16 protein-coding genes and 1 pseudogene are annotated in these 14,759 nt (G+C 61.0%); 7 read left to right on the top strand and 10 right to left on the bottom strand.

Annotated features, from left to right (window positions below; all coding sequences use genetic code 11):
* Positions 1–7 precede the first annotated feature (7 nt).
* The 3 genes from rpoZ to HBO05_RS19500 form a co-directional block, all read right to left on the bottom strand.
* On the bottom strand, positions 8–271 hold the full coding sequence (gene rpoZ, locus HBO05_RS19510) for a DNA-directed RNA polymerase subunit omega (RefSeq protein ID WP_169955416.1): 264 nt from the start codon (positions 269–271) through the stop codon (positions 8–10).
* 167 nt (positions 272–438) lie between these two features.
* Positions 439–1,059: a guanylate kinase gene (gene gmk / locus HBO05_RS19505; RefSeq protein WP_169955415.1), complete on the bottom strand. Its 621-nt coding sequence runs from the start codon at positions 1,057–1,059 to the stop codon at positions 439–441.
* A 10-nt stretch (positions 1,060–1,069) separates the two neighbouring features.
* A complete protein-coding gene (locus HBO05_RS19500; protein ID WP_169955414.1) occupies positions 1,070–1,933 on the bottom strand; it encodes a YicC/YloC family endoribonuclease in 864 nt (287 codons plus the stop codon).
* A 233-nt stretch (positions 1,934–2,166) separates the two neighbouring features.
* Here HBO05_RS19500 and rph point away from each other — a divergent pair, with 233 nt between their 5' ends.
* Positions 2,167–2,889: a ribonuclease PH gene (gene rph / locus HBO05_RS19495; RefSeq protein ID WP_057961002.1), complete on the top strand. Its 723-nt coding sequence runs from the start codon at positions 2,167–2,169 to the stop codon at positions 2,887–2,889.
* A gap of 23 nt (positions 2,890–2,912) precedes the next feature.
* Positions 2,913–3,281 carry a DUF4870 domain-containing protein gene (locus HBO05_RS19490; protein ID WP_169955413.1) on the top strand — a complete coding sequence of 123 codons (369 nt, stop codon included), beginning with the start codon at positions 2,913–2,915 and terminating at the stop codon, positions 3,279–3,281.
* Between the two features lie 58 nt (positions 3,282–3,339).
* Here HBO05_RS19490 and HBO05_RS19485 read toward each other — a convergent pair whose 3' ends face one another.
* Positions 3,340–4,119, bottom strand: coding sequence for an exodeoxyribonuclease III (locus HBO05_RS19485; RefSeq protein WP_029289816.1), 780 nt, complete (start codon positions 4,117–4,119; stop codon positions 3,340–3,342).
* An 82-nt stretch (positions 4,120–4,201) separates the two neighbouring features.
* Between HBO05_RS19485 and pyrE the strand changes: the two genes are divergently transcribed.
* Positions 4,202–4,846: an orotate phosphoribosyltransferase gene (pyrE, locus tag HBO05_RS19480; RefSeq protein WP_169955412.1), complete on the top strand. Its 645-nt coding sequence runs from the start codon at positions 4,202–4,204 to the stop codon at positions 4,844–4,846.
* A gap of 196 nt (positions 4,847–5,042) precedes the next feature.
* On the opposite strand, the gene argB is transcribed toward pyrE, so the two are convergent.
* From argB to coaBC, 4 genes and pseudogenes are all read right to left on the bottom strand, one after another.
* Positions 5,043–5,948 carry an acetylglutamate kinase gene (gene argB, locus HBO05_RS19475; protein ID WP_076963434.1) on the bottom strand — a complete coding sequence of 302 codons (906 nt, stop codon included), beginning with the start codon at positions 5,946–5,948 and terminating at the stop codon, positions 5,043–5,045.
* Between the two features lie 21 nt (positions 5,949–5,969).
* Positions 5,970–7,373 (bottom strand): annotated as a pseudogene (locus HBO05_RS19470) (phosphomannomutase/phosphoglucomutase); the annotation flags it as partial.
* A gap of 150 nt (positions 7,374–7,523) precedes the next feature.
* Positions 7,524–7,979 (bottom strand): dUTP diphosphatase, encoded by a 456-nt coding sequence (dut, locus tag HBO05_RS19465; RefSeq protein WP_169955410.1) that lies wholly within the window; start codon positions 7,977–7,979, stop codon positions 7,524–7,526.
* Between the two features lie 5 nt (positions 7,980–7,984).
* Positions 7,985–9,193, bottom strand: coding sequence for a bifunctional phosphopantothenoylcysteine decarboxylase/phosphopantothenate--cysteine ligase CoaBC (gene coaBC / locus HBO05_RS19460; RefSeq protein ID WP_172313759.1), 1,209 nt, complete (start codon positions 9,191–9,193; stop codon positions 7,985–7,987).
* Between the two features lie 132 nt (positions 9,194–9,325).
* On the opposite strand from coaBC, the gene radC reads away from it, so the two are divergent.
* Positions 9,326–10,000, top strand: coding sequence for a DNA repair protein RadC (gene radC, locus HBO05_RS19455; protein WP_169955409.1), 675 nt, complete (start codon positions 9,326–9,328; stop codon positions 9,998–10,000).
* A gap of 47 nt (positions 10,001–10,047) precedes the next feature.
* Here radC and HBO05_RS19450 read toward each other — a convergent pair whose 3' ends face one another.
* The gene (locus HBO05_RS19450) at positions 10,048–11,640 is read right to left on the bottom strand and encodes an ABC transporter substrate-binding protein (protein ID WP_172313757.1); all 1,593 of its coding nucleotides are present in this window, start codon (positions 11,638–11,640) and stop codon (positions 10,048–10,050) included.
* 458 nt (positions 11,641–12,098) lie between these two features.
* Here HBO05_RS19450 and rpmB point away from each other — a divergent pair, with 458 nt between their 5' ends.
* On the top strand, positions 12,099–12,332 hold the full coding sequence (rpmB, locus tag HBO05_RS19445) for a 50S ribosomal protein L28 (RefSeq protein ID WP_007920377.1): 234 nt from the start codon (positions 12,099–12,101) through the stop codon (positions 12,330–12,332).
* A gap of 11 nt (positions 12,333–12,343) precedes the next feature.
* Complete coding sequence (rpmG, locus tag HBO05_RS19440) at positions 12,344–12,499, top strand: 50S ribosomal protein L33 (protein WP_003176906.1); 156 nt, start codon at positions 12,344–12,346, stop codon at positions 12,497–12,499.
* Positions 12,500–12,579: 80 nt separating this feature from the next.
* Here rpmG and HBO05_RS19435 read toward each other — a convergent pair whose 3' ends face one another.
* The gene (locus HBO05_RS19435) at positions 12,580–12,942 is read right to left on the bottom strand and encodes a cupin domain-containing protein (protein ID WP_169955407.1); all 363 of its coding nucleotides are present in this window, start codon (positions 12,940–12,942) and stop codon (positions 12,580–12,582) included.
* A 227-nt stretch (positions 12,943–13,169) separates the two neighbouring features.
* Here HBO05_RS19435 and HBO05_RS19430 point away from each other — a divergent pair, with 227 nt between their 5' ends.
* The gene (locus tag HBO05_RS19430) at positions 13,170–14,663 is read left to right on the top strand and encodes an aldehyde dehydrogenase (RefSeq protein WP_057440504.1); all 1,494 of its coding nucleotides are present in this window, start codon (positions 13,170–13,172) and stop codon (positions 14,661–14,663) included.
* The last annotated feature ends 96 nt before the right edge of the window (positions 14,664–14,759 follow it).

Here is a 14,759-nt window from a genome sequence, read left to right as displayed (position 1 = left end):
CATAGGCTTAGACGGCCTCGTTGGACTCGTCCTCGAACGCTGCAAACAGCGGTTCGTCTTCAACGATCTCGGCGTTGGCGATGAACTCGTAGCTCATCACGCCGGCAGCGATTTCGCGCAGGGCCATCACGGTTGGCTTGTCATTTTCCCAATTGAGCAACGGCTCTTTGCCGCCAGTGGCCAATTGACGGGCACGCTTGGTAGAGAGCATGACCAGCTCAAAGCGGTTATCCACGTGTTCTAGGCAGTCTTCAACGGTTACGCGGGCCATGGTATTCCTCGGAGCGAATGCAAGATGCGCGCTGCCCGGTTGGGCGAGCGGACTCAACAGTTTAAAAAATCACCAGCGTTTAGGGAAGCGCTGATTTTCCGCAGGCCCCGGCAAACACGCTACAAGTGCCAATGTAAGGCCCTTGCAGCGGTTTTGGGAAGAGCCATTCAACCGAGCAGTTCGGCCAACAATTTGCCAAAACGCTGCTGCTGGCGTTTTTGCTGGAGCTGATTGGCACGGAAAATCGCCTTCAGGTCGTCCAGGGCGTGGGCAAAATCGTCGTTGATGATCAGGTAGTCGTAGTCCACATAGTGGCTCATTTCACTGACGGCTTCGCGCATGCGCCCAGCGATGATCTCGTCACTGTCCTGGCCGCGATTGGTCAGGCGCTGGTGCAAGGCTTCCAGGGACGGCGGCAGGATAAAGATCGAGCGCGCCTTGGGCATCAATTGGCGCACCTGTTCGGCGCCCTGCCAGTCGATTTCCAGGATCAGGTCATGGCCTTCGTCGAGGGTCTGCTGCAAATGGCTCTGGGACGTGCCATAGAGGTTGCCGAACACTTCGGCACGCTCCAGGAAGTCACCGTGTTCGATCATCTTCACGAACTCGCTGCGCTCGACGAAGTGATAGTTCACGCCGTTCACCTCACCCGGACGCATGGCGCGGGTGGTATGGGAGACCGATACGCGGATCTCCGGGTTGGCGTCGGTCAGGGCCTTGACCAGGCTGCTTTTGCCCGCGCCCGAGGGCGCGGAAATAATGTAGAGGGTGCCGGTGCTGTGGGTCATGGGAGTTGCCTTACTCAATATTCTGTACTTGTTCGCGCATTTGCTCGATCAACACTTTGAGGTTGACCGCAGCCTGGGTGCTGCGCGGATCGAAGGCTTTGGAGCCCAGTGTATTGGCTTCGCGGTTGAGTTCCTGCATCAGGAAGTCCAGGCGCCGACCAGCGGCACCGGCCGACTTGAGCACGCGGCGCACTTCCAGGATGTGGGTGCTCAGGCGGTCGAGTTCTTCGGCGACGTCGCTTTTTTGCGCGAGCAGGACCATTTCCTGCTCCAGGCGCACCGGGTCGAGGTCGGCCTTCATGTCGGCGAAGCGGTCGAGGACCTTCTGGCGCTGGGTGGCCAGCATTTGCGGGACCAACTCGCGCAGGGTCACCACGTCGGCTTCGATAGCGGTCAGGCGCTCGCTGATCAGGCGCGCCAGTTCGGCGCCTTCGCGCTCGCGCCCGGCCTTGAGCTCCTTCAGGCCTTGATTGAACAGGGCCAGGGCCTCGGCATTCAGCGCCTGCGGGTCAGTGGCGTCGGCCACCAGTACGCCGGGCCAGGCCAGGACTTCCAGCGGGTTCAGGGCTGCCGGCTGCTTGATCAGGCTGGCGATGGTCTCGGCGGCGGCGACCAGTTGCGCGGCGCGTTCGCGGTCAACCTGCAGCGGCTTGCCGGTGGTTTCCTCGGTAAAGCGCAGGGTGCATTCCAGCTTGCCACGGGAGATGCCGGCGCGCAGGGCTTCGCGCACGGCGCCTTCAAGGTCGCGAAAGGATTCGGGCAGGCGCAGGTGCGGCTCCAGGTAGCGGCTGTTGACCGAGCGCAGTTCCCAGCTCAGGGTGCCCTGGGCGCCGGCTTTTTCGACGCGGGCGAAGGCGGTCATGCTGTGCACCATGGAGGTACCTCGCGATACAGTCCCGCAAACGGGCGGGCTGGTAGGTAGATTGAAGCCGACAGGCTGCGAAGGCGCAGGATTGTAGCGCAACGGGGCGAGCGCCCCCAAATGCTGGCTGTGACAAAGGGTGGCAGGGCTTGTCCATTCGTTACCGAATTTATTAGCAGTGCCGAGAAGCGGCCTGCGGCTCTATAATGCTCGGCAGTTTTTCGTCCTTAGTACAGGTATCCCCTATGAAACGTCCAAGTGGTCGCGCTGCCGATCAGCTCCGCTCGATCCGCATCACCCGCAACTACACCAAACACGCCGAGGGATCTGTACTGGTCGAGTTTGGCGATACCAAGGTCATCTGCACCGTCAGCGTCGAGAACGGCGTGCCGCGTTTTCTCAAGGGCCAGGGCCAGGGTTGGTTGACCGCCGAATACGGCATGTTGCCGCGCGCCACTGGCGAGCGTAACCAGCGTGAAGCCAGTCGTGGCAAGCAGGGTGGTCGTACCCTGGAAATCCAGCGCCTGATCGGCCGCTCCCTGCGCGCTGCGCTGGACATGTCCAAACTGGGCGACGTGACCCTATATGTCGACTGCGACGTGATCCAGGCCGACGGCGGCACCCGCACCGCGTCCATCACTGGCGCCATGGTCGCCCTGGTCGATGCGCTGAAAGTGATCAAGAAACGCGGTGGCCTGAAAGGTGGCGACCCGCTCAAGCAGATGATTGCCGCTGTGTCGGTGGGCATGTACCAGGGCGAGCCGGTACTGGACCTGGATTACCTGGAGGATTCGGCTGCCGAGACCGACCTGAACGTGGTCATGACCAGCACCGGTGGCTTCATCGAGGTGCAGGGCACCGCCGAAGGTGCGCCATTCCAACCGGCCGACCTGAACGCCATGCTGGCCTTGGCCCAGAAAGGCATGAGCGAAATCTTCGAACTGCAGAACGCCGCACTGGCTGACTGAAACCAGCCTCAAGGAGCAACGCCATGAGTGACAACCAGCTTCCTGTGTCGGCCCAGAACAAAGAAGTGCGCCAGTGGGCGATGCTCTGTCACTTCGCGGCGTTCCTCGGCCTGGTGTTCCCCTTTGGCAGTGTGTTGGGGCCGTTGATCCTGTGGCAGGTGAAGAAGGACATGGACCCGCTGATCGATGACCAGGGCAAGGAAGCGCTGAACTTCCAGCTGACCGTGGCCATCGCCTGGCTGGTCTGCTTTGTCCTGGGGTTCGTGGTGATCGGCTTCCTGTTGATGGTGGTGCTGGTAATTGCCGCGCTGGTGTTGACCATCATCGGCGGGGTCAAGGCGAACAAAGGCATTGCCTACCGTTACCCGCTCACCTGGCGATTGATCAAATAATCATCGCCCACAAAAAAACCGACAGTGATGTCGGTTTTTTTGTGCCTGGATATTGACCTCAGATGGTCAAGGTCCAGTCGTAGTCCACGATCAACGGCGCATGTTGCGAGAAGCGCGGTTGACGCGGCAGACGTGCGCTGCGCACAAACCGGCGCAGGCCGGGGGTCAGCAACTGGTAGTCGAAACGCCAGCCCAGGTTAAGCATCTCGGCCTGTTCGTTGTCCGGCCACCAGCTGTACTGGTCGCCTTCGCGGCTGACTTCACGCAGGGCATCTACATAACCCATGTTGCCGACAATCTCGTCCATCCAGGCCCGTTCCGGCGCCAGGAAACCCGGGGATTGCTGGCTGTCGCGCCAGTTCTTGATATCCAGCTTCTGTTGCGCCACGTACAACGAGCCACAATAAATGTACTCGCGACGTTTGCGTCGCTGTTTATCCAGATAACGGGCGAAATCGTCCATTAGCTTGAACTTCTGGTTCAAGTCTTCATCGCCGTTCATCCCCGAAGGGAGCAGCAAGGTAGCAATACTGACTTTGTCGAAATCGGCTTGCAGGTAGCGCCCGTAGCGATCGGCTGTCTCGAAGCCGAGGCCGCTGATGACCGCCTTGGGTTGCAACCGTGAATACAGAGCCACGCCACCTTGGGCAGGGACTTCGGCATCACAGGCATAAAGGAAGTAGCCATCCAGTTGGAAGGCTGGGTCGTCCAGTTCAAAGGCGGAGGCGCGGGTGTCCTGCAGGCAGATGACGTCGGCATTCTGGGCTTGCAGCCAACTGAGCAAACCACGCTCGACTGCAGCCTGAATACCATTAACGTTCACACTGATGATCCGCATAAATGGCCCCAAAAATCGCGTGCGTGTATGATACACGCCGTCTACCTATTTAGCTAAATCCGTGGTATCTGAGGCTTTTTTCATGCAGGCGTATCAACGCGATTTCATTCGTTTTGCCATCGATCGCGGGGTTTTGCGCTTCGGTGAGTTCACCCTCAAGTCCGGGCGCACCAGCCCATATTTCTTCAATGCTGGCCTGTTCAACTCGGGTTCTGCCCTGGCGCAACTGGGGCGTTTCTACGCCGCCGCCATTGTTGAAAGCGGTATTTCCTTCGATGTGCTGTTTGGCCCTGCCTACAAAGGCATTCCGTTGGCCGCCGCGACCGCAGTGGCCCTGGCCGAACATCACGACCGGGATCTGCCATGGTGTTTCAATCGCAAGGAAGCCAAGGCCCACGGCGAAGGCGGCAGCCTGGTCGGCGCACCGCTGGCCGGTGATGTGCTGATCATCGACGATGTGATCACCGCCGGCACCGCGATTCGTGAAGTGATGCAGATCATTGCATCCCAGGACGGTGCCAAGGCCGCCGGCGTGCTGATCGCACTGAACCGCCAGGAGCGCGGCAACGGTGAGTTATCGGCGATCCAGGAAGTAGAGCGTGATTTTGGCATTCCAGTGGTCAGCATCGTGTCGCTGAACCAGGTATTGCAGTTCCTCGAAGACGACCCGCAGCTCAAGCAGCACCTGCCGGCAGTGCGTGCGTACCGCGAGCAGTTTGGCGTCTGACCCCTTGTAGCTGATGAGCTTGTGTAGGAGCGAGCTTGCTCGCGATGGCGATCTGTCAGTCAACATCAGTGTTGAATGGACTACCGCTATCGCGGGCGAGCCCGCTCCTACAGGGGATCTCCACGATGCTGCAGGTCGGTGCACATAAAAAAGCCCCCGTTCAACCAGGTTGAACGGGGGCTTTTTGTTTCAGCGGTCAGGGACGCTTGCGATTGCTGATCAGCGTGCCCATGCCCGTATCAGTGAAGATCTCTAGCAGCACCGCATTGGGTACCCGGCCGTCGATGATCAGCGAGCTGCCGACACCACCTTGCACGGCTTCCAGTGCGCAGCGGATCTTCGGCAGCATGCCGCCGTAGATAGTGCCGTCGGCGATCAGGTCGTCGACTTGCTGGGTGGTCAGGCCGGTCAGGACCTTGCCTTCCTTGTCCATCAGGCCGGCGATATTGGTCAGCAGCATCAGCTTCTCGGCCTTCAGCGCCTCGGCCACCTTGCCGGCTACCAGGTCAGCGTTGATGTTGTAGGACTCGCCATTGGCCCCCACGCCAATCGGCGCGATCACCGGGATGAAGTCGCCCTTGACCAGCAGGTTGAGCAAATCGGTGTTGATGCCGATCACTTCGCCCACCTGGCCGATGTCGATGATTTCCGGCTGGGTCATCTCCGGGGTCTTGCGGGTCACGGTGAGTTTCTTCGCGCGGATCAACTCGGCGTCCTTGCCGGTCAGGCCAATGGCGCTGCCGCCATGACGATTGATCAGGTTGACGATGTCTTTGTTCACCTGGCCGCCCAGGACCATCTCCACCACATCCATGGTCTGTGCATCAGTGACACGCATGCCGTCGATGAAATGACTCTCGATGGACAGGCGCTTGAGCAGGTCGCCGATCTGCGGGCCGCCGCCGTGTACCACCACCGGGTTGATCCCGACGGCTTTCATCAACACGATGTCGCGGGCAAAGCCGGTTTTCAGCTCGTCGCTTTCCATGGCATTGCCGCCGTACTTGATCACTAGCGTCTTGCCGACGTAGCGTCGAATGTAAGGCAGCGCTTCGGAAAGGACCTTGGCGGTATTGGCGGCGGCGTCGCGTTCGAGGGTCATTCAGGGCTCCGGGGCAAATAATCAGAACGGTAGTTGGAGATCAGGGGCAACACGTTTCAACTGGGCGTGGAACACGTCCTTGATGCGCTGCAACTCGGCCTCGGTATCCGCCTCGAAACGCAGGACCAGCACCGGAGTGGTGTTGGACGCGCGAACCAGGCCCCAGCCTTCGGCATAATCGACTCGCACACCATCAATGGTGGTCAGGTTGGCGCCTTCACCCCATTGCGCATCGTGCAATGCGTCAATGATGCTGAATTTGCTCTCTTCGGTCACATGGATATTGATTTCCGGCGTAGAAATATCGTTCGGGAAGGTCTCGAACAAGTCTTCAGCGCTGGATTTCTCCTTGCTGAGGATTTCCAGCAGGCGGGCGGCGCTGTAGATGCCGTCGTCAAAACCGAACCAGCGTTCCTTGAAGAACACATGGCCGCTCATTTCGCCGGCCAGCAGGGCGCCGGTTTCTTTCATTTTCTTTTTGATCAACGAATGACCGGTCTTCCACATCAGTGGGCGGCCGCCATATTCCTTGATCAACGGCGTCAGGCGCCGGGTGCACTTGACGTCGAAGATGATCTCGGCGCCTGGGTTGCGTGCAACCACGTCGCGGGCGAACAGCATCAGCAGGCGGTCGGGGAACACGATGCTGCCGGTGTTGGTCACCACGCCCACGCGGTCGCCGTCGCCATCGAAGGCCAGGCCGACATCGGCGCCCACTTCTGCGACCTTGGCGATCAGGTCCACCAGGTTTTCAGGCTTGCCAGGGTCGGGGTGATGGTTGGGGAAGTTGCCGTCGACGTCGCAGAACAGCGGGATCACTTCGCAGTTCAGGGCTTCGAGCAGTTGCGGGGCGATCACGCCGGCTGCGCCGTTGCCGCAGTCCACCACGACTTTCAGGCGGCGCTGGAGCTTGACGTCCCGGGTGATTTCGTCCGAATAGCGCTGGAGGATATCGACCTGGGTGATGCTGCCCTGGCCGCTGGTCAGGTCATTGGTCTTGAGGCGAGTGTGCAGGGCCTGGATCTGCTCGTTGGCCAGGGTGTCGCCGGCAATCACGATCTTGAAGCCGTTGTAGTCCGATGGGTTGTGGCTGCCAGTGAGCATCACGCCGGATTTGCCGGCCAGCACGTTAGCGGCGTAATACAGCGCCGGCGTTGGCACCAGGCCTACGTCACTGACATGGCAGCCGCTGTCGGCCAGGCCCTGGATCAGGCGCTCCACCAACTCGGGGCCGGACAGGCGACCGTCACGTCCCACCGAGACGTTGGGCTCGCCCTGGGCCAGGCTTTGGGAGCCGATGGCGCGGCCGATCCAGTAGGCGGTTTCGGCGGTCAGGGTTTTCGGGACGACGCCACGGATGTCGTAGGCGCGGAAAATGCTGTCGGGAAACGTCGGTGCGACTGGGGCTGCGTTGCTCATCACTGGGAAACTCCATCGATACGGGGCGGACAGGCCTGAGTGCGGCGACCGGCAGGCTCAAACTGAAGGGTAAGACGGCGTTTTAGCCCTAGAGTTCGTAGTGCGAAAGTGCCACTGGGGCATACCGGACGCTGCGCCCGGCATGCCTGAGCGTAGTCAGTGGCTGCCGGAATGCCCGAAACCGCCTGCGCCGCGCTGGGTTTCGTCGAACTCGGTCACCAGCTCGAAATGCGCCTGCACCACCGGTACCAGCACCAGTTGGGCGATACGCTCGCCGACGGCGATGTTGAAGGCGGTCTGGCCACGGTTCCAGCACGAGACCATCAGCTCACCTTGGTAGTCGGAGTCGATCAGGCCCACCAGGTTACCCAGCACTATCCCGTGTTTGTGGCCAAGGCCCGAGCGCGGCAGGATCAACGCAGCCAGGCCAGGGTCGCCGACGTAGATCGACAGGCCGGTAGGGATCAGCAGGGTCTGGCCCGGCTCAAGGACGGTGTCTTGCTTGAGCATGGCGCGCAGGTCCAGGCCGGCGGAGCCGGGTGTGGCGTAGGCCGGCAGTGGGAAGTCGGTGCCGATGCGGGGGTCGAGGATCTTGGCTTGCAAAGCGTGCATGGAAATTAAACCTGGTTCAGCCGTTGGGCGATAAAAGAGATCAGTTGGCGGGCAATCTTGCCCTTGCTGGTCTGGGCGAAAAGGGTGGCGTGCAGCTCGCGGTCAATCACGCTGCAGGCGTTTTCCTCGCTGTTGAAGCCGATGCTGGGGTTGGCAACATCATTGGCAACGATCAGGTCGAGGTTTTTGTCTTTCAGTTTGCGTGCGGCGTAGTCCAGCAGGTTTTCGGTCTCGGCGGCGAAACCGACGCTGAACGGACGATCGGCGCGGGTGGCAATGGTGGCCAGAATGTCCGGGTTGCGGACCATTTGCAGGAGCAGGCCATCGCCGCTTGTAGGGTCTTTCTTGAGTTTTTGCGGCGCAACCACTTCCGGGCGGTAGTCTGCGACCGCTGCCGAAGCGATAAACACATCACAGGGAATCGCCGCCTCACAGGCCGCGAGCATGTCGCGGGCGCTGACGACGTCGATGCGGGTGACCCGGTCCGGGGTTGGCAGATGCACCGGGCCGGTGACCAGGGTCACGCGCGCGCCTGCCTCAACCGCCGCCTCAGCCAGGGCAAAGCCCATTTTCCCTGAGCTATGGTTGGTGATGTAGCGCACCGGGTCGATGTTTTCCTGGGTCGGGCCGGCGGTAATCAACACGTGCTTGCCGGTCAGGGCCAGGTGCTGGAAACACTCGGCGGCGCACAGCGCCAGGTCCGTGGCTTCGAGCATGCGGCCCAGGCCGACGTCACCACAGGCCTGGCTGCCGGAGGCCGGGCCAAAAACCTTGAGGCCACGGCTTTGCAGCAATTGGGTGTTGGCCTGGGTGGCCGGGTCGCGCCACATGGCCTGGTTCATCGCCGGGGCGATGGCGACGGTGGCGTCGGTGGCCAGTACCAGCGTGGTCAGCAGGTCGTCGGCAATACCTTGGGCGAGGCGCGCGATGAGGTCGGCGGTGGCGGGTGCGATCAGCACCAGGTCGGCCCATTTGGCCAGTTCGATATGGCCCATGGCGGCTTCGGCAGCCGGGTCCAGCAGGTCCAGGTGTACCGGGTGGCCAGACAGTGCCTGCATGGTCAGTGGGGTAATGAACTCACTGCCGCCACGGGTCATGACCACGCGCACTTCGGCGCCCTGGTCCAGGAGCCTGCGAACCAACTCTGCACTCTTGTAGGCGGCAATGCCGCCGCCGACGCCGAGAACGATGCGTTTCCGATACAGACGCTGCATTGGTTTGCCTTTCCAGTTCAGTGATGGCGTTGCGATCCCCCCTCCCCAGGGTGAAATCGCGCGCAAAAAAGAGCGGCTAAGATAACACAGCGTCCGCCATGCAACAGCGGCGCACATGCACACGGAGGTGCCATGAGTATTCGCAATTGGCCTGCGGCGGAGCGTCCGCGGGAGAAGCTTTTGGAGTTGGGCGCGCAGAGCCTCTCGGATGCCGAGTTGCTGGCGATTTTCCTGCGTACCGGTGTCTCGGGTAAAAGCGCGGTGGACCTGGCGCGCCACCTGTTGGGGCAGTTTGGCAGCCTGCGTACGCTGCTGGAGGCGCGCCAGGCCGTATTCATCCAGCACCTGGGCCTGGGGCCGGCCAAGTTCGCCCAGTTGCAGGCGGTACTGGAAATGGGGCGGCGCCATCTGGCCGAGCATGTGCGTAACGAGTCGGTTCTGGAAAGCCCGGTAGCCGTGCGTGATTACCTCAAGGCCCTGCTGCGCCACCAGCCCCACGAGATATTTGGCTGCCTGTTTCTCGACTCCAGGCATCGGGTGCTGGGTTTCGAGGCGCTGTTCCAGGGCACCATCGACAACGCCACGGTCTACCCGCGACAAGTGGTCAAGCGCGCCCTGGACTACAACGCGGCGGCCTTGATCCTGTGCCACAACCATCCCTCCGGGAATGCCGAGCCGAGCGTTGCTGATCGAAAATTGACCAAAGTGCTGCAAAAGGCCCTGGATCTGGTGGACGTGCGGGTACTGGACCACATCATTGTCGGCGACGGTGACCCGCTGTCGATGGCTGAATATGGCTGGCTGTAACGCAACCTCTTGTAGGAGCCGGCTTGCCGGCTCCTACAAAGGCCGGGTCAGGGTTTTACGCTGACCTTGGAGAAGTCCTGGCGCCCAAACGGGCTGACCTGATACCCCTCGATACTCTTGCGTGTCAGGGCAAAGGCCGTCGGGTGGGCCAGTGGCAACCACAGTGCCTGCTGCTGGATCTGCGCCTGCGCCTGCTGGTACAGCTTGCTGCGCACGCCTTGCTCGTTGGTGGTCTTGCCGGCACTGATCAGCTTATCCAGCGCGGGGTCGCAGTAGCGGGCGAAGTTGGTGCCGGATTTGACCGCTGCGCAGGAAAACTGCGGGGTCAGGAAGTTATCCGGGTCGCCGTTGTCGCCGGCCCAGCCCATAAACAGCAGGTCGTGCTCGCCCGCCTTGGCGCGGCGGATCAGCTCGCCCCATTCGATCACGCGGATCTCGGCCTGGATGCCGACCTTGGCCAGGTCCGCCTGCAACAACTGGGCGCCCAGGCTTGGGTTGGGGTTGAGCAGGCTGCCCGAGGGCCGGGTCCAAATGGTGGTCTTGAAGCCGTCACTCAAGCCGGCACGTGCCAGCAGGGCCTTGGCCTTGGCGATGTCCTGTGGATAACCCGGCAATTCCTTGGCAAAGCTCCAGGTATTGGGCGGATAGGGGCCGGTGGCGGCTTCGGCGGTGCCTTCAAACACGGCCTTGAGGTAGCTGGCCTTGTCGAAGGCCAGGTTTATCGCCTGGCGCACTTCTGGCTTGTCCAGCGGAGGGTGCTGGCTGTTGATGGCCACAAAGGCGGTCATGAAGGCTGCGGTCTTTTCCACCTTGAGCGCCGCATCCTTTTGCGCCTCGCCGATATCCAGGGGCTTGGGTGACAAGGCGATCTGGCACTCATCCCGGCGCAGTTTCTGCAGGCGCACGTTGGCGTCCGGGGTGATCGCAAAGATCAAGTTATCCACAGCCGGTTTGCCGGCAAAGTAATCCGGGTTGGCCTTGTAGCGAATGGCCGCATCTTTCTGGAAACGCCCAAAAACGAAGGGCCCGGTGCCGATGGGTTGGCTATTGAGCTTCTCCGGGGTGCCGGCCTTGAGCAGCTTGTCGGCGTATTCGGCCGGGTAGATCGAGGCAAAGCCCATGCTCAGCGCGGCGAGGAACGTGGAGTCGGCGTGATTCAGGGTAAAACGCACGGTCAGCGGGTCGAGGGCGTCGATCTTCTTGATCAGCGCCGGCAGTTGTAGCGACTGGGCGTGAGGGAAGCCGCTCTGGGCAATCTGGTGCCAGGGGTTGGCCGGGTCGAGCATGCGCTCGAAGCTGAAGCGTACGTCTTCGGCGGTGAGGCTGCGGCTTGGGTTGAAATACGCGGTACGGTGAAATTTCACGTCCGGATGCAATTTAAAGGTGTAGGTCAGGCCGTCTGGCGAGACTTCCCAGCTGTCGGCCAGGCTCGGCACCAGCTTGCCGCTTGCAGCGTCGAAGTCCACCAGGCGGTTCATCAACACATCCGCCGAGGCGTTGGTGGTGGTCAGGGAGTTGTACTGCACCACATCGAACCCTTCGGGGCTGGCCTCGGTGCAGACGCTCAACGTGGAGGCCGCCTGGGCCAGCGGGGCGAGAAAGAGCGGGGCGAGCAGGAGTGGCAGGGCAGCGAGGCGCATGGTCGGTTTCCTTTGCAGATCGGAGGCCCATCTGCGAGTGCAGTCTGGAAAAGGCCTACCGTAGTGGCCTGATTCACAAATGACTAGCCCATTTTTGCCTGTGCATTTGCAGCAAATACTGTTTTGATGGCGCCTCAGGTCATTTTGCCCGGGGCCTTGGCCTACAAGTAGCGGCGATAAATCATTTGGTGCGACGAGCGGTTCGCCAGCACGGCGGCCCACCCTGTCAGCGCTTGAGAGCTGTTCGGGCGAGATTTACAGCGGGAAAAACACACCGGCTGTTGTTGCACTGGGGTCTTTCTGGTATAAAGCAGCGCTCTTTTCTAGGGGCCCGGTTCCTTCACTGTAGGTGTAGCCGGTAAGACCCTTAAAGAAACGCGGCGCCTGGCGCCAAATGACTGAGAGATTAAGCGGCCAACCCATGCCGGGTTGGGCATGTGGTTTTAGAGGGCTGAGGCATGTCGAGAGTCTGTCAAGTTACCGGTAAGGGTCCGGTGACTGGGAATAACATTTCCCACGCAAACAACAAAACCCGTCGTCGTTTCCTGCCAAACCTGCAGCATCACCGCTTCTGGGTTGAAGAAGAGAAACGTTTTGTCCGTCTGCGCGTATCTGCCAAAGGCATGCGTATCATCGACAAGCGTGGCATCACTGTCGTGCTCGCTGAACTGCGCCGCGACGGCAAAATCTAAGGAGCTAAATCATGCGTGAATTGATTCGAATGATCTCTAGCGCCGGTACTGGTCACTTCTACACTACCGACAAGAACAAGCGTACTACCCCGGACAAGCTCGAAAAGAAAATGTTCGACCCGCGCGTTCGCAAGCACGTGATCTACAAAGAAGGCAAAATCAAGTAATTGGTTTTCTTTCTTGTGAAAAAAACCCGTATCTCACGATGCGGGTTTTTTTTGCCTTTTGAAAAGTCGCGCTCGACCGATCAGGCCTTTTCTTCGAACACCACGTAGATCTTGCGGCACGGCTCCAGCACTTCCCAGGTGCCACTGAACCCGGCCGGGATCACGAAGCGGTCACCGGCGCGCAAGGTCTTGGCGTTGCCCTCGGCATCGCGTAGCACCGAAACCCCCTGCACGATCTCGCAGTACTCGTGTTCGGTGTAGTTCACCTTCCATTGCCCGACTTCACCTTCCCAGACCCCGGCGTTCATCTGGCCGCACGGGCTGTTGTAGTGGTTGTAGAGCGTCTGCTCGGGGTCGCCCTTGAGGATTTTTTCTGTGGCGGGGCGGTAGCGTTCGGCGGCGGTGTTCGCCTGGCTGAAATCGACGACATCCTGAATGTTCATGCACGTATCCCATCTAGGCCTGGGGTTGGAGAGCCAAAGTCTATGTTTATTAAAATGAACATCGCAAGGGCGTTTGCCGCGGTTATGTCAAATATATTGAAACATCCCTTGCGGCTGGTTTAGGGTGGCGGGTGCCTCGGACCGAATAGCTGGCTGGCCGGGCAAGCATTTGGAAGGGAGCGGTTATAACGCCGGGCCCTTATATTTAATAAGAGGAGGACACTCGCATGACCACCCTGACCCGTGCCGACTGGGAACAACGCGCCAAGGACCTGAAGATCGAAGGCCGCGCCTACATCAATGGCGAATACACCGCCGCGGTTTCCGGCGACACGTTCGAATGCCTCAGCCCGGTCGATGGCCGCCTGCTGACCACGGTTGCCAGCTGTGACGTCGCCGACGCCCAGCGCGCCGTGGAAAACGCCCGCGCCACCTTCAACTCCGGTGCCTGGTCACGCCTGGCCCCGGCCAAGCGCAAAGCCACCATGATCCGTTTCGCCGCGCTGCTCAAGGCCAATGCCGAAGAGCTGGCCCTGCTCGAAACCCTGGACATGGGCAAGCCCATCGGCGACTCCCTGGGCATCGACATCCCTGGCGCGGCGCAAGCCCTGAGCTGGAGCGGCGAGGCCATCGACAAGATTTACGATGAAGTGGCCGCCACCCCCCATGACCAACTGGGCCTGGTGACCCGCGAGCCCGTCGGCGTAGTGGCGGCCATCGTGCCGTGGAACTTCCCGCTGATGATGGCCTGCTGGAAGCTGGGGCCGGCTCTGTCCACCGGTAACTCGGTCGTGCTCAAGCCCTCGGAAAAATCCCCGCTGACTGCCATCCGCATCGCCGCCCTGGCCGTTGAAGCCGGTATCCCCAAAGGCGTGCTCAACGTGCTGCCGGGTTATGGCCACACTGTCGGCAAGGCCCTGGCGCTGCATATGGACGTCGACACTTTGGTGTTCACCGGTTCGACCAAGATCGCCAAGCAACTGATGATCTACTCCGGCGAATCGAACATGAAACGCGTCTGGCTGGAAGCCGGCGGCAAGAGCCCGAACATCGTGTTTGCCGATGCCCCGGACCTGCAAGCCGCCGCCGAATCCGCTGCGGGCGCCATCGCCTTCAACCAGGGCGAAGTCTGCACGGCCGGCTCGCGCCTGCTGGTGGAGCGTTCGATCAAGGACAAATTCCTGCCAATGGTGATCGAGGCCCTCAAGGGCTGGAAGCCGGGCAACCCGCTGGACCCGGCGACTAATGTCGGTGCGCTGGTGGATACCCAACAGATGAACACCGTGCTGTCGTACATCGAGGCCGGGCACGCCGATGGCGCCAAGCTGGTGGCCGGTGGCAAGCGCACCCTGCAGGAGACCGGTGGTACTTATGTCGAGCCGACGATTTTCGACGGCGTGACCAACGCCATGAAAATTGCCCAGGAAGAGATCTTTGGCCCGGTGCTGTCGGTGCTGACTTTCGACAGTGCTGAAGAAGCGGTGGCGATTGCCAACGACACGCCGTATGGCCTGGCCGCTGCAGTCTGGACTTCGGATATCTCCAAGGCTCACCTGACCGCCAAGGCCCTGCGCGCCGGTAGCGTGTGGGTCAACCAGTACGATGGCGGCGACATGACTGCGCCGTTTGGTGGGTTCAAGCAGTCGGGCAACGGTCGCGACAAGTCGCTGCACGCGTTCGACAAGTACACCGAGCTGAAGGCGACCTGGATCAAGCTGTAAGTCCGGACTCCGGGCCCAAGCTGCAGTAGACCCAAATGTGGGAGCGGGCTTGCCCGCGATAGCGGTATATCAGTCACTCATGAGTTGGCTGGTACT

Source organism: Pseudomonas sp. WS 5079 (assembly GCF_012985465.1).
Lineage (GTDB): Bacteria > Pseudomonadota > Gammaproteobacteria > Pseudomonadales > Pseudomonadaceae > Aquipseudomonas.
The sequence above is the reverse complement of the archived record's forward strand: the minus strand, read 5'-3'. Positions and strand labels throughout refer to the sequence as shown.